This is a genomic window from Streptomyces sp. JNUCC 64 (genome assembly GCF_054484115.1).
Genome location: NZ_CM137015.1, coordinates 6077372 through 6090315, shown reverse-complemented (window position 1 = coordinate 6090315; position 12944 = coordinate 6077372). Strand labels below are relative to the sequence as shown.

Annotated in this window: 11 protein-coding genes; 2 read left to right on the top strand and 9 right to left on the bottom strand. The window is 74.3% G+C overall.

From position 1 onward, the window contains the following. The first annotated feature begins 53 nt into the window (after positions 1 to 53). On the top strand, positions 54 to 1250 hold the full coding sequence (locus tag ACVWNX_RS25225; RefSeq protein WP_454410153.1) for an RNA-guided endonuclease InsQ/TnpB family protein: 1197 nt from the start codon (positions 54 to 56) through the stop codon (positions 1248 to 1250). A gap of 69 nt (positions 1251 to 1319) precedes the next feature. On the opposite strand, the gene ACVWNX_RS25220 is transcribed toward ACVWNX_RS25225, so the two are convergent. From ACVWNX_RS25220 to ACVWNX_RS25200, 5 genes are read right to left on the bottom strand one after another with little or no spacing between them, the layout of a single operon-like run. Beyond that, positions 1320 to 3392, bottom strand: coding sequence for a non-ribosomal peptide synthetase (locus ACVWNX_RS25220; protein ID WP_454410151.1), 2073 nt, complete (start codon positions 3390 to 3392; stop codon positions 1320 to 1322). A gap of 11 nt (positions 3393 to 3403) precedes the next feature. Continuing rightward, positions 3404 to 4489 carry an HAD-IIIC family phosphatase gene (locus ACVWNX_RS25215; protein ID WP_454410150.1) on the bottom strand — a complete coding sequence of 362 codons (1086 nt, stop codon included), beginning with the start codon at positions 4487 to 4489 and terminating at the stop codon, positions 3404 to 3406. Next, positions 4486 to 5631 carry an acyl-CoA dehydrogenase family protein gene (locus tag ACVWNX_RS25210; RefSeq protein WP_454410148.1) on the bottom strand — a complete coding sequence of 382 codons (1146 nt, stop codon included), beginning with the start codon at positions 5629 to 5631 and terminating at the stop codon, positions 4486 to 4488. Before ACVWNX_RS25210 ends, ACVWNX_RS25215 begins: the two co-directional genes overlap by 4 nt. Continuing rightward, positions 5621 to 6007: an acyl carrier protein gene (locus ACVWNX_RS25205; protein ID WP_454410147.1), complete on the bottom strand. Its 387-nt coding sequence runs from the start codon at positions 6005 to 6007 to the stop codon at positions 5621 to 5623. Before ACVWNX_RS25205 ends, ACVWNX_RS25210 begins: the two co-directional genes overlap by 11 nt. After that, positions 6004 to 7065, bottom strand: coding sequence for a 3-oxoacyl-ACP synthase (locus ACVWNX_RS25200; RefSeq protein WP_454410145.1), 1062 nt, complete (start codon positions 7063 to 7065; stop codon positions 6004 to 6006). The genes ACVWNX_RS25205 and ACVWNX_RS25200 overlap by 4 nt, the downstream gene beginning before the upstream one ends. Before the next feature lie 186 nt (positions 7066 to 7251). On the opposite strand from ACVWNX_RS25200, the gene ACVWNX_RS25195 reads away from it, so the two are divergent. Further along, positions 7252 to 8055, top strand: a complete 804-nt coding sequence (locus ACVWNX_RS25195; RefSeq protein WP_454410143.1) for a M23 family metallopeptidase — start codon at positions 7252 to 7254, stop codon at positions 8053 to 8055. Here ACVWNX_RS25195 and ACVWNX_RS25190 read toward each other — a convergent pair. From ACVWNX_RS25190 to ACVWNX_RS25175, 4 genes are read right to left on the bottom strand one after another with little or no spacing between them, the layout of a single operon-like run. Beyond that, positions 8040 to 8891 carry a nuclear transport factor 2 family protein gene (locus ACVWNX_RS25190; RefSeq protein WP_454410141.1) on the bottom strand — a complete coding sequence of 284 codons (852 nt, stop codon included), beginning with the start codon at positions 8889 to 8891 and terminating at the stop codon, positions 8040 to 8042. The genes ACVWNX_RS25195 and ACVWNX_RS25190 overlap by 16 nt on opposite strands. Next, positions 8888 to 10366: a phytoene desaturase family protein gene (locus ACVWNX_RS25185; RefSeq protein WP_454410139.1), complete on the bottom strand. Its 1479-nt coding sequence runs from the start codon at positions 10364 to 10366 to the stop codon at positions 8888 to 8890. Before ACVWNX_RS25185 ends, ACVWNX_RS25190 begins: the two co-directional genes overlap by 4 nt. Continuing rightward, entirely contained in the window at positions 10363 to 12171 is a 1809-nt protein-coding gene (locus tag ACVWNX_RS25180; protein ID WP_454410138.1) for an ABC transporter ATP-binding protein, read from the bottom strand. The genes ACVWNX_RS25185 and ACVWNX_RS25180 overlap by 4 nt, the downstream gene beginning before the upstream one ends. Then, positions 12168 to 12923: a class I SAM-dependent DNA methyltransferase gene (locus ACVWNX_RS25175; protein ID WP_454410136.1), complete on the bottom strand. Its 756-nt coding sequence runs from the start codon at positions 12921 to 12923 to the stop codon at positions 12168 to 12170. The genes ACVWNX_RS25180 and ACVWNX_RS25175 overlap by 4 nt, the downstream gene beginning before the upstream one ends. Positions 12924 to 12944: the final 21 nt, after the last annotated feature.

Sequence of the window (12944 nt, the reverse complement as noted above, 5' to 3'; positions counted from 1 at the left end):
CCGCCTCCAACTGCCCGCACTCCGTCACAAACTGATGGAGTAAAATGTGAACTGTGAAGACCCGTCACGTGAAGCGGGCGTTCAAGTACCGCTTCCATCCAACCGCCGCGCAGGCAGCCGAGCTGTCCCGCACGTTCGGATGCGTGCGGAAGGTCTACAACCTCGCCCTGGCCGCGCGCACCGAAGCGTGGGCGCGGCAGGAACGGGTGAACTACAACGCCACGTCGGCGATGCTGACGGCCTGGAAGAAGACCGAGGAACTCGCCTACCTGGGCGAGGTGTCCTCCGTTCCGCTCCAGCAGGCACTGCGGCACTTGCAGACGGCGTTCACGAACTTCTTCGGCAAGCGGGCGAGGTACCCGCGTTTCAAGTCGCGGAAGAAGTCCCGGAAGTCGGCGGAGTACACCACCAGCGCGTTCCGGTTCCGGGACGGGAACCTCACCCTGGCGAAGATGGCGGAGCCGCTCGACGTCGTCTGGTCCCGTCCCCTCCCGGAGGGCGCGAGCCCGTCGACGGTGACCGTGTCCCAGGACGCGGCCGGACGCTGGTTCGTGTCCCTGCTCGTAGAGGACCCGTCCGTGAAGCCTCTGCCCGCCGCCGGCGCGGCCGTCGGTATCGACGTCGGGCTCGACCATCTGCTGACCCTCTCGACCGGGGAGAAGGTCGCCAATCCTCGGCATGAGCGGCGCGACCGTACCCGTCTCGCCAGGGCGCAGCGGCAGCTTGCCCGCATGGCCAAGGGCGACGGGGCGAACCGGGCCAAGGCCCGCCGGAGGGTTGCCAGGGTCTACGCCCGCATCGCCGACCGCAGGCGTGACCACCTGCACAAGCTGACCACTCGGCTCGTTCGTGAGAACCAAACGATCGTGATCGAGGACCTGACCGTCCGGAACATGGTGAAGAACCGGAGCCTGGCGCGCGCCATCAGTGACGCGGCCTGGTCGGAGTTCCGGAGCATGCTGGAGTACAAGGCCCGGTGGTACGGCCGCGAAGTGATCGCGATCGACCGGTGGTTCCCCTCCTCCAAGCTGTGCTCGACCTGCGGCACCTTGCGGGACAAGATGCCGCTGAACGTCCGCACCTGGACGTGCGCCTGCGGGACGACCCACGACCGGGACGTGAACGCGGCGAAGAACATCCTGGCCGTCGGGCTGACGGCGTCTGTCTGTGGAGCTGGTGTAAGACCTCAACGGAGCACTCCGGGCGGGCAGTCGGCGATGAAGCAGAAACCCCCACGGCGCGAGCCGTAGGAATTTCCCTCCTTCGGGAGGGGAGGAAGTCAAGTCAGGGGTGATCCGTTCACGCGGCGGCCACTTTCGTCACAGTTCGTAGGCGGTCGGGACGGGACGGACGGCGGGGCGCGACGCGGCGGACCCCTCAGGCGCGGTGGCCCCGGCGGACCCGCCGCCGGTCGGCACGGCGGTACCGGCGGCGGTCGGCACGGCGGCGGCGCCCGGGGAGGTGCCCGCGCCCGCACCGGTACCGGCACCCGTGCCCGTCGCGGCACCAGCACCCACGCCGGTGCCGGTTCCGGAACCGATGCCAGTACCGGAACCGGAACCGGTGGACGCGCCGGCGCCCGTGCCGGTGCGTTCGCCGATGGCCCGGGCCTGCGCCGCGACGGTGACCAGGTCGAACAGCTCGCCCGCGCGGACCACTCCGGGCCACTGCCCGTCGAGCCGTCCGTACAGTTCGACGATCTTGAGGGAGTCGCCGCCGACGCGGAAGAAGTTGTCGTCGGTCCCGGCGTCCCCGTGGCCCAGCACCTCGGCCCAGATGTCCCAGACGACGCGCTGGGCGGCGCTCCACTCCTCGTGGCCGGGCGGACGGCCGCCGGGCGGGGCGGTGGTGGGCGGCCGGGCGGCCAGCGCCAGCCGGTCGGCCTTGCCGGAGGGGGTGAGCGGCATCCGGTCCAGCCAGGTCAGCCGGGTCGGCAGGGCCTGTTCGACGAGCCGGTCGCGGCAGTGGCGGCGCAGCGCGGCGGCGGTGGGCGGGGTGCGGCCCGGGGCGGCCAGCAGGAAGGCGGCCAGCCGGGGCCCCTCGCCGTCCGGCTCCCCGGTCCCGGTGGCGACGACCACGGCCTGGTTGACCGCCGGGTGGGACTCCAGGACGGCCTCGGTCTCCCCGGGTTCGACCCGGACGCCCCGGATCTTCAGCTGGTGGTCGGTGCGGCCGTGGTACTCCAGCGCGCCGTTCCGGTCGCGGCGGGCCAGGTCCCCGGTGCGGTAGAGGCGGGCGCCGGGCGGGCCGAACGGATCGGCGACGAAGCGTTCGGCGGTGCGGCCCGGCGCGCGGACGTAACCGTCGGCGACGAAGGCGCCGCCGACGTACAGTTCGCCGCGCTCCCCGTCCGGGACCTCGCGCAGCCGGTCGTCCAGGACGTGGACGGTGGCGCCGGGCCAGGGGCGGCCGATGGGGACGCGCGGCCGGTCGGGGTCGGGGTCCGTCTCGACGGTGCAGGAGACGATGGTCTCGGTGGGCCCGTACTCGTTGACGAGCCGGGCGCCCGGGAGCCGTTCGCGGTGCGCGCGGACCAGGTCGGGGGTGCAGGGTTCCCCGGCGACGACGACCGTCCGCAGGGTGTCGGGGAGGCCGCCGGGGTCGTCGAGGAGCAGCCGGTGGAAGGAGGGGACGACGATCAGATGGGTGGCCCGGTGGCGGCGGGCGAGCGCCGCGAACTCGGGGGCGAGCCGCAGTTCGCGGGCGGTGGGCAGCAGCAGGGTCTGGCCGTGGGAGAACGCCCAGAACAGCCCGCCGAGCATGCCGTCGAAGGAGAGCCGCATCGCCATCAGGAAGACCGAGGGACCGGTGCCGTAGACCGGGCCGCGCGGGGCGACGGACTCCGCGAGCCGGGCCCGGCTGACCACCACGCCCTTGGGGACGCCGGTGGAGCCGGAGGTGTAGACGACGTAGGCGGGGGCGCCCTCCGGGACGGGCGCCGGGGGGTCGTCGGCGGCGCGGGCCCCGGCGGCGGTGAGCACCCCGAGGTCGAGGTCCTCGGCGGCCAGCACGGGCGGTGGGAACCGGGCGCCCTCACCGTCGCCGACGTCCTGGTCGGTCTTGGCGACGATGAGGGCGGCGCACTCGGTGTCGCGCAGCAGGGCGCGGGTGCGGGCCGGGGGCAGATCGGGTTCCACGGCGGACCAGGCGGCGCCCAGCCGGAGCGCGGCGAGGACGGCGACCACGGCGAGGGCGCCCGGTTCCAGCCGGACGCCCACGGTGGTGCCGGGCCGGACGCCGACGCCGCGCAGGATCCCGGCGAGTCCGGCGGCGGCCCGGTCCAGTTCGCGGTAGGTGAGGGTGGTGGGGCCGGTGATGAGGGCGGTGGCGCCGGGGGTCCGGGCGGCGTGTTCCCGGAACGCCTCGAAGAGGGGCTGGGGGTGGGGGGTCACGGCGGCTCTCCTCAGTCCCGGACCAGCAGGCGGACGGGTCCGTCGGGCGCGGGCACCGGATGGTCGTCGGGGACCACGAGCACCAGGGGCCCGTCGTCGGCCGTTCCGTCGCCGTCGCGTTCGCCGTCCACCGGTCCGCCGTCGACCCGGGTGAACCCGGCGAAGCGGAGGGTGACCAGCAGGGTGCGGTTGACGGCGGTGGGCACGAAGTGGGTGACGGGACGGCGGCCCTCGGCGCGGGCCCGGCGGATCAGATGCCGGAGCAGCAGCGGGCCGACGCCCCGGGAGGCGACCCGGCAGGACATCAGCAGCAGGGTGAGCACGGCGTCGTCGGGGGTGAGCCGGGTGACGGAGAGTCCGATGACCCCGTAGTCGCCGAAGCGGTCCCGGAGCCGGGCGAGGCGCACCTGGTGGTCGGGGGAGGCGATGAGGGCGCGTAACTCGTCCTCGTCGTAGACGATGCCGGTGCTGTTCAACTGGTTGGTGCGGACGGTGAGTTCGCTGGCTCGGGCGAGCTGGTCCTCGGTGGCGGGGGCGATCTCCAGGACGAGGTCGAGGGAGGCGAGGAACGCCTGCCGGTCGGTGCCGTACTCCTCCTCGGCCTGGCGGCGCCGTCCTTCGGTGCGGTAGAGCTGACGGCGTCCGGCGGCCTCGGCGGTGATCCGCGCGGGGCGGAACTCGGGGCGTTCGGGGAGCTGTCCGGCGGCGTCGGCGGGGTAGCAGCGGACCACGGGGTGGACGGCGGCGACCTCGGCCCGCTCCACGGGGTCGTTGTCGACGAAGGCGACGGTGTCGAGGCCGATGTCGAGGGTCTCGGCGATGTCGCGGACGGCGGCGGACTTGTCGCCCCAGCCGATGCGCACCGCGCAGAACCACTCGTCGAGGCCGTGGGCCTCCAGATGGGCGGTGGCCACGTCGTGGTCGCCCCGGCTGACGACGGCGTGCAGGATGCCCCGCTCGTCCAGGGCGCGCAGCACGGACGGGACGTGGGGGAAGGGTTCGGGGTCGTCGCCTTCGAGGACGACGCCGTCCCAGACCGTGTCGTCCAGGTCCCAGACCAGGCACTTGACGGTCGGCGGGCCCGCCGTGGCCGTCACGCGCCCGCTCCGTACCGGCGCACCAGCTGGGCGGCTATGTGGAGTTCGGACACTTGCTGGGCTCCTTCGATGATCTCCATGACCTTCGCGTCCCGGTAGTGGCGGCCGACCCGGCTGTCGGGGGCGCATCCGGCGGCGCCGAGCACCTGGACGGCGTCCCGGGCGGCGGTGGCGGCGGCGTCGGCGGCCGCGTACTTGGCCATGATCGTCTCGGTGACTCCGTGGCCGGGGCCGTCCGCGCGGACGGCGGCGGCCCGTTCGGCGAGGCCGCGGGCCGAGGCGGCGGCGACCGCGATCCGGGCCAGCAGTCCGCCGACCGCCTGGTGGGCGGCGAGCGGCGTACCGCCCTGGACCCGGGCGGCGGCGTGGGCGGCGGCGTCGGCGGCGCAGGACTCGGCCATGCCGACGCAGCCCCAGGCGACGGTGAACCGGCCGTGGTCGAGGGCGGTGGCGGCGACGTGGGAGAGGCCGGTGCCGGGCGGGGCGATCCGGTGGTCGAGGGGCACCCGGACGGCGTCCAGGGTGAGGTGGGCGATCCCGGCGGCGCGCATCCCGAGCTGGCCGTGGACCGGTTCGCGGTGGACGCCGGGCCGTCCGGTCTCGACGAGGACGGCGGTGGGCCGGTCACCGTCGCGGCCGAGGACCAGCAGGACGTCGGCGTCCCGCCCGTGGGTGACCCACCTCTTGTGGCCGGTGACGGTGAGGCCGGTGCCGTCGGGGGTCTCCTCGACGGTGGTGGCGACCTCGGCGAGGGCGCTGCCCGCGCCGTCCTCGGTGGCGGCGAAGCCCGCGGTGAGGGTGCCGTCCGCGAGCCGGGGCAGCCAGTGGGCGCGCTGGGCGGCGGTGCCCCAGCGGGCCACGGCCGCGGCGACCATGGACTGCACGGTGAGCAGTCCGCGCAGGGCGCTGCACACCCCGCCCAGGTGGGCGGCGGCCTCGCCGAGTTCGGCGGGGGTCAGTCCGGCGCCGCCGTGGCGGACGGGCAGCCCGGCGGTGAGCAGTCCGGTGCGGGCGAGGCTCCGGCGGACGGTGGCGGGCACCGTCCCCTCCCGGTCCCAGTCGGCCGCCGCTTCACGGGACTTGGCGGCGAACTCGGCGGCCACCGCGACGAGCGGGGAGCCGCCCCCGGGCTCAGCGGTCATCGGCGCGGGCGGCGGCGGGCACCTCGGCGGCGGGCGTCCCGGCGCCGGTCTTGCGCAGGACGAACGCGGTGAGGCGGCGCACGGTGCGGAAGTTGTCGAGTTCGAGGTCCTCGACCTCGACGGTGAATCCGTAGTGGTGTTCGACGTGGGTGACGAGTTCCAGCGCGAACAGCGAGTCGACGAGGCCGAGGGCGAAGTAGTCGTCGTCGGGCCCGACCGGGTGCCGCAGGGCGCCGCTGAGGAACCGGGCGATCCGCTCGCCGGTCCCGTTCCCGGTCCCGTCCTCGGCCACCGCCTCAGCCTCGGTCACTGCCGCTGCCGTTGCCGCCGCCGCTGTCACGGTCGCGGTGGCGTTCTCGTCGGGGCGGTGGCTCATGCGGGGGCCTCCTGGCGCTGCGGACCCACCTCGACCAGCAGGACGCTCCAGGCCGCGACGGGGCTGACGTTGATGAGGACCGCCCGGTCGCCTTCGGCGAGCTGACCCCGGGCCAGGGCGGTGTGGAGGTTGAGGAAGACGTCGTTGGGGCCGTGGTGGCCGAGGCCGCGGAGGTTGTCGCGGCAGACGGGCAGCAGCTCGATGCCGAGGCTCTCCTCGGTGAACGCCATGCCACCCAGCGACAGGTTCTGGCTGAGGTACCCGGCGACGCCGGAGCGGTCGAGGCCGTTGCGGGCCAGTACTCCGTCCACCAGTCCGGCGAGCCGGTCGCGGGTCTCCATGGCGAGCCGGAAGGAGTAGCGGGGCGGGTCCGCGCACTCCTCCCGCCAGCGGTCGGTGGGCCGGTCGCGGTACTCCAGCCGGAAGAGGTCCCAGTAGGCGCCGTTGGTGCGCTGCGCCAGGTCGAGGACCCGGACCGGGGCGCCGGGACGGTCGCGGGTCAGCAGCAGGGCCTGTCCGCTGTCCCCGTTGACGGTCACCGGGTGCCGGTAGCGGGCGGTGGCGGCGGGTTTGCTGCCGTGGGCGACGAGCACCGGGCCGAGGCCCGGGTCGGCGGCGAGCAGTCCCCGGGCGGCGAGCAGCGCCGGGGCGACGGAGACGCAGCCGAGGCCGCCGACGGTGAAGGCGGTCGCGGTGTCGGCGCCCAGCGCGTGCTGGAGCCGGGTCACCTCGGAGCTGATGAGGGTCTCGGGCGCCCGGGACTCCACCAGGATCAGCGCGCCCAGCGCGGCGGCGGGCACCCCGGCCCGGTCCAGCGCGGCGCGGGCGGCGCGTTCGGCGAGGTCGACGGTGCCCAGGGCGTCGTCGACGGGGACGGTGTCGATGCCGAGGTGGAGGCAGGTGCGGCGGTCCGCCTCGGACAGTTCGGCGAGTTCGGGAAGTTCGGCGACGGCGCGCACCCGCTCCGGGCGGTGCCAGCCGACGGCGTCGACCGCGATCGGCACCGGCTTCGCCGACGGCACCGGTGGCGCGGTGTGGAACGTGACTTCGGCGCTCATGCGCGCTCCCACCCGTTCAGGACTCGGTCGACGATCACGCTAACACTTATTACGCTCATACGTAAGTACGCATTATCTCGGGTAAGAGATTCTGGGATGCTGTGGCCCGTCCGCCGGGCACCCTCCGGCGCCCCCTCGACGAAAGGCAGTCAGGTGCACCACCTCTGGAAGCGGCACGGCTTAGTCATGGCGGTGGGCGTCGTGTGCGTCCTCGTCAACAGCGGCGGCATCGGCCCGCTCTGGTTCACCGGGGTGGGACTCCTGGTGGCCGGGATCCTGATGCGCCGCATGATGACCCTGGGCCAGCGCCCGCCCCGCGACGAGGCGCCGCCCCGGTCCCTCGGACTCCCCGTCGAGGGCTCCTGGACGGCGCGCAACGGCCCGGCCACCAAGGTCCCGAGCCACACCCACAACCTCGCCCAGACGTACGCCATCGACCTGGCCCGCAAGCCGTCCCCCGAACCCGTCTGGTTCTGGCCGGTGGCCCGCCGCCCGGAGTCCTATCCCTCCTTCGGGCAGCCCCTGTACGCCCCGGCCGACGGTGTGGTGACGGTCGCGTCGGACGGCCAGCGGGACCATCTGACCCGCTCCTCGCTGCCCGGCGTGCTCTACGTCCTCGGGGAGACGTTCGTCCGCTCCCTGGGCCTCCCCCGCCATCTGCTCGGCAACCACCTGGTCCTCGACCTGGGCGACGGCTCCCACGCGGTCCTCGCCCATCTGCGGCGCGGCTCGCTCGCGGTGGCCCCGGGCGACCGGGTCACGGCCGGACAGCGGATCGCCGAGTGCGGCAACTCGGGCAACTCCTCGGAGCCGCACACGCACTTCCAGCTGATGGACGGCCCCGACGTCACCACCGCCCGGGGCCTGCGCTTCGTCTGGCGGTACCGGGACGCCGACGGCCGGGAGCACGAGGGCGTCCCCGCCGACGGCACCAGCCTGTCACCCGTCCCGGCCGCCCCGGCCGAGCCGGAGCCTCACACGGCGCCGTAACCCGGCTCCAGGGCGAAGCGCACCAGCCGGACCCGGCCGTCGTCGGCGAACTCCCCGAACGCCAGGACGTCCTGGTGACGGTCCGGGTTGCCGTCCCGGCTGGTGGTGTACCGGGCCGCGAAGCGGTTGCCCTCGCGCAGGGTCTCGTGCACCTCCACCGGGTAGACGTGCCCCCGCCTGCGCCCGTCCTCCAGGGCCCGCAACACCCCCGAGCGCTGCATCACCTTGCCACCGATCTGGTGCAGCGCGTCGGGCGTGTGCAGCCGGTCGTGCACCTCGGCCACCGGCACCCCGGGGTCGTATCCCAGCGTGTAGTAGGTCCGCAGGTAGTGCGCCGGGTCCTGGGCGGGCGTCGGCTCCTCGCCGGGGCCCGGCGGCGGCGCCGGGACCGTCCCCTCCGCGGGCCGGGCCGCCCGGTCGAACGGGTCCTCGCCGCCCGACCCCGACCAGCTGTGCCGGCTGACGGAGAAGGTGACGGCGCGCGCCACCCGCCCGTCCTCGCCCATCTCCGCGACGACGGCCGTCTCCACCGCGGACTGGATGCGCCACAGCATCGGCGTGCCGATCGTGTACCGGGCCGCCGCCAGCCGCCCCTGGACCGTCACCTCGTGGAGGTACAGCTCGTACGGGGCGTCCAGGGCCCGCCGCGCCGACGCCTTGGCGAGGATCTTCTTCCGGTCCCAGACCCGGCCGTTGACCTCGTGGACGCCGTCGGGCGTGTGGTACCGGTCCCACACCTCCTCGATCGGCGCGCTCCCGTCGATCACGTCGGAGTAGTAGGCCCGGAGGTAACCCGCGAAGTCCTCGGCGGCGGTGGGGCGGTCGATGGTGCTCATGACTCTCTCCTGCTCCTGTCGGTGACGGCCGCGCCGCCCGGGGCCAGGGACGGTGCCGCCAGGCGGAACTCCCTGCGCAGGGCCGTCCGGGCGGCGAGATATCCACACATACCATGCACACTCGGCCCGGGCGGCGTGGACGCGGAACACAAGTACACCCCGGGCAGGGGCGTCCGGTACGGGTTCCAGGCGGGAGTTGGCCGGAACAGCGACTGAGTGAGCGTGATCGCGCCCGCGCCGATGTCACCACCGGGGTAATTGGGGTTGTAGGTCTCGTACTCGGCGGCCGGGACACCCCGCGCGGCGAGCACCGTGTCCGCGAACCCCGGCGCGTAGCGCTCGATCCGACGGGTGATCAGCGGCACCGGGTCCCGGGTGTCGCCGTTCGGGACGTGCGCGTACGCCCACACCGGGCGGCGGCCCCCCACGGCCCGGCCGGGGTCGGTCGCCGCGGGGTCGACCACCAGGACGAACGGCTCCTCGGAGGGCCTGCCCCGGGCCGCCGCGTTCTCGGTGGCGAGCGTCTCCTCCCGGGTGCCCCCCAGGTGCACGGTCCCCGCGAGGCCCACCTCCGGACTCGCCCACGGGATCGGCCCGTCCACCAGGAAGTCCGCCTTCGCCGCGCCCGGCCCGTAGCGGAACCGCTCCAGCGCCCGCCGGTAGCGCGGCGGCAGCCGGTCCCCGGCCAGCTCCAGCAGCCCGCGCGGGGTGGTGTCCAGCATGACCACCGGGGCGTCCAGCTCCGCGAGGTCCTTCACCGGACGCCCGGTGAACACCGTCCCGCCGTGCGCCCGCAGGTCGTCGAGGAGCGCCTCGGCGATCCGGACGCTCCCGCCGCGCGGCAGCGGCCAGCCCGAGGAGTGCGCCAGATGCCCGAGGAGCAGCCCGATCGCCCCGGCGGGCACGCTCGGCAGCCGCCCCACCGCGTGCGCGGCGGCCCCGGTGAGCAGCGCGCGGGCCCCCTCGGTGCGCAGCCCGTCGCCCCGCAGCAGATGGCCGAGGAGCCGGGGGGCCAGCAGCGCGGGGACCAGCGGATCGCGCGGCAGGGCCCGCTGCCCGGAGAGCAGGAAGTCGGTGACGGCCGTGGAGCGCCGGGTCAGCGGCTCCATCAACCGCCGCCAGCGCCGTCCGTCCGCCCCCAGTTCCTCACAGGTGCGCGCGAGGTCCCGGTGGGCGAGCGCGGCGGCGCCGCCGTCCAGCGGATGGGCGTAGGAGACCTCCGGCCGCAGCAGTTCCACGCCCCGGGCCGCCAGGTCGAACTCCCGGAAGAACGCCGACGCCGCGGCCATGGGATGGACCGCGGCGCAGACGTCGTGCCAGATCTCCGGATCGAACAGCGCCTCGCCCCGCAGGCCGCCACCGGGGGTGGCGGCCCGCTCGTGGACGTGCACCGAGAGTCCGGCGCGCGCCAGGGTGACGGCGGCGGCGAGCCCGTTGGGCCCGCTGCCGACGACGACGACGTCGGGACGGGTCACGTCAGGGCGTCCTCGGTGGCGAACTGCTGGCTGGCGAGCCGCCGGTAGACCTCGTCCGAGCCGATCAGCTCCTGGTGGGTGCCGACCGCGCGGACCCCGCCGTCCTCCATCACGATGATCCGGTCGGCCTGCACGATGGTGGACAGCCGGTGGGCGATGGCGAGGACGGCGCACTCGCGGGCCGCCTCCGTCATCGCGTCCCGCAGCGCGGCCTCGGTGTCGCTGTCGAGGTGCGCGGTGACCTCGTCCAGCAGGATCACCTCGGGCCGCTGGAGCAGGGTGCGGGCGATGGCGAGCCGCTGGCGCTGACCGCCGGACAACCCCGCGCCCCGCTCGCCGAGTTCGGTGTCCAGCCCGTCGGAGAGTCCGGCGACGAACTCGTCCAGGCTGGCCAGCCGGAGCGCCCGGGCGATCTCGGCGTCGTCCGCCCCGGGGTTGGCGTACGTGAGGTTCTCGCCGATGGTGCCGCGCAGCAGCGGCGCGTCCTGCTCCACGTAGCCGACCAGGGAACGCAGTTCCGCGAGCCGCAGTTCGGAGGCGTCCCGGCCCGCGATCCGGACGGTGCCGGAGTCCGGCGCCAGGAAGCGTTCGATCAGCTGGAACGTCGTCGTCTTGCCCGCCCCGGAGGGACCGACGATCGCGGTCAGTCCCCGGCGCGGCAGGGTGAACGACACGTCCCGCAGCACGGGGGTGTCCTCGTGGTAGGCGAAGCGGACGTTCTCGAAGGCGACGGCGGGCACCGACCGGTCACCGGACCCGTTGCGCGAGGCGGCCTCGGCGGGCTTCCCCGGCTTCCCCGGCTTCCCGGCCTTCCCCGCCGCGACGGCGGCGGTCCGCTCGGACGCGCCCGGCGCCGCCAGGTCCTCGTCCTCCTCCTGCGGGACGGAGCCCAGCTCCAGCACCCGCTGGACGGCGGCCCGGCCCTGCTGGATCTGGCCGATCGCCATGAACAGCATCACCAGCGGCGACACCAGGTAGAAGAGGTACATCACGAAGGACGTGAGGTCGGCGGGCGACAGGGTGCCGGTCGCCACCCGGGCCATGCCCCAGGAGATGACCACGGCCAGCGAGAGCTGGGTGCCCACGTTCATCGCCGGGGTCAGCATCGAGCTGAAGCCGGTGACCCGGATGCCGCTGCGGCGGGCCCGGTCGGCCAGTCGCGCCAGCTCCTCGGTCTCCCGCTCCTCGGCGCGGGACGCCTTGACGGTGGTGATGGCGCCCAGCACCCGCTGGAGGCCGGAGCCGAACGCCCCGGTGTCCTCCCGGTTGCGCAGCGCCGCCAGCCGCACCTGACGGGCCAGCAGCAGCGATCCGCCGCTCGCCAGTCCCAGACAGCCCACGGCGGTGAGCAGCAGCTTCCAGTCCAGGCGGGCCATCAGCACGACGCCGCCGATCACCATGAAGACGGAGGTGACCATCTGGGCCAGCGCCTGGGCGATGACCAGACAGGCGATGGAGGTGTCCGAGATGGTCCGGGCGAAGACGTCACCGTGTTCGAGGCGCGAGAAGTACGGGATCTGACTGCGCAGCAGCCGCCCGCCCAGGATGCGCCGGGCGTCGAAGACGATGTTCTCCCCGGCCCGGCCGATGGCGTAGGCGTGGGCGGCGCCCAGGCTCGCGTCCACCACGAAGAACGCCGCGATGAACGTGATCGGCCAGGCGATGGACTCCTTCAGGGCCACGGCCTCGATCAGCTGACCCAGCATCCAGGGCTGGGCGAGCGTCGCCGCCGCGCCCACCAGCCCCATGACGATGCCCGCGATCAGCAGGACCCGGTGGCCCCGGACGATCTGCCAGAGGTTCATGCGGGCTTGGTGTAGGTGGTGACGAACAGCCCGGCGGCGGGGACGTACTCCGTGCGCTGCCAGTCGCTGTAACGGCCCTCGGGGCGCAGCCCGGCGTCCACCGCGTACGCGTCCACCTCGTCGGGGACGAGCAGCCGGACGACCTCGGTGCCGATGCGGTGGGTGCCGTCCCCCTCGAACCAGATGCTGGAGACCTGCCAGATCTGGTCGTCCGCCAGCAGCGTGGCGTGCATCTGGACGCCGGTGTTGGGCTCCGGGTAGGGCGCGAACAGGGTGGTGCGCACCCGGCCCTCGTGCTGGGCGACGATGCCCGGCCGGTTGTGCGTCTCCACCACCAGCCGGCCGCCGGGCCGCAGGTGCTCGGCGGCGCGGGCGATCGCCGCCCGCTGCGCCTCGGGGTCGAGGATCAGCGCGAGGGTGGAGCAGACGCAGTAGACGAGGCCGTACTCCCGGTCCCCGTGGTAGGCGCTGATGTCGCCCAGCTCCGCGACCACCTCGCCCTCACCGGACTTCTCCGCCAGGGCGGCGAGCATCTCCGGCGAGGAGTCCACCCCGGTGACGGGCCCGACCTTGCGCGACAGCGGCAGCGCGATCCGGCCGGTCCCGACGCCGAACTCCAGGGTCCCGGCGGACGGGTCGGGGTGCAGCCCGGCCAGCGCGTCGACGGTGAGCTGGGTGACGGGGTCCTGCTGGAAGATGCGGTCGTACCAGCCTTCGAACTGCTTCCCGTAGCCGATGTCCGCGATCGTCATCGTTCTCCGTTCCAGGGGTGG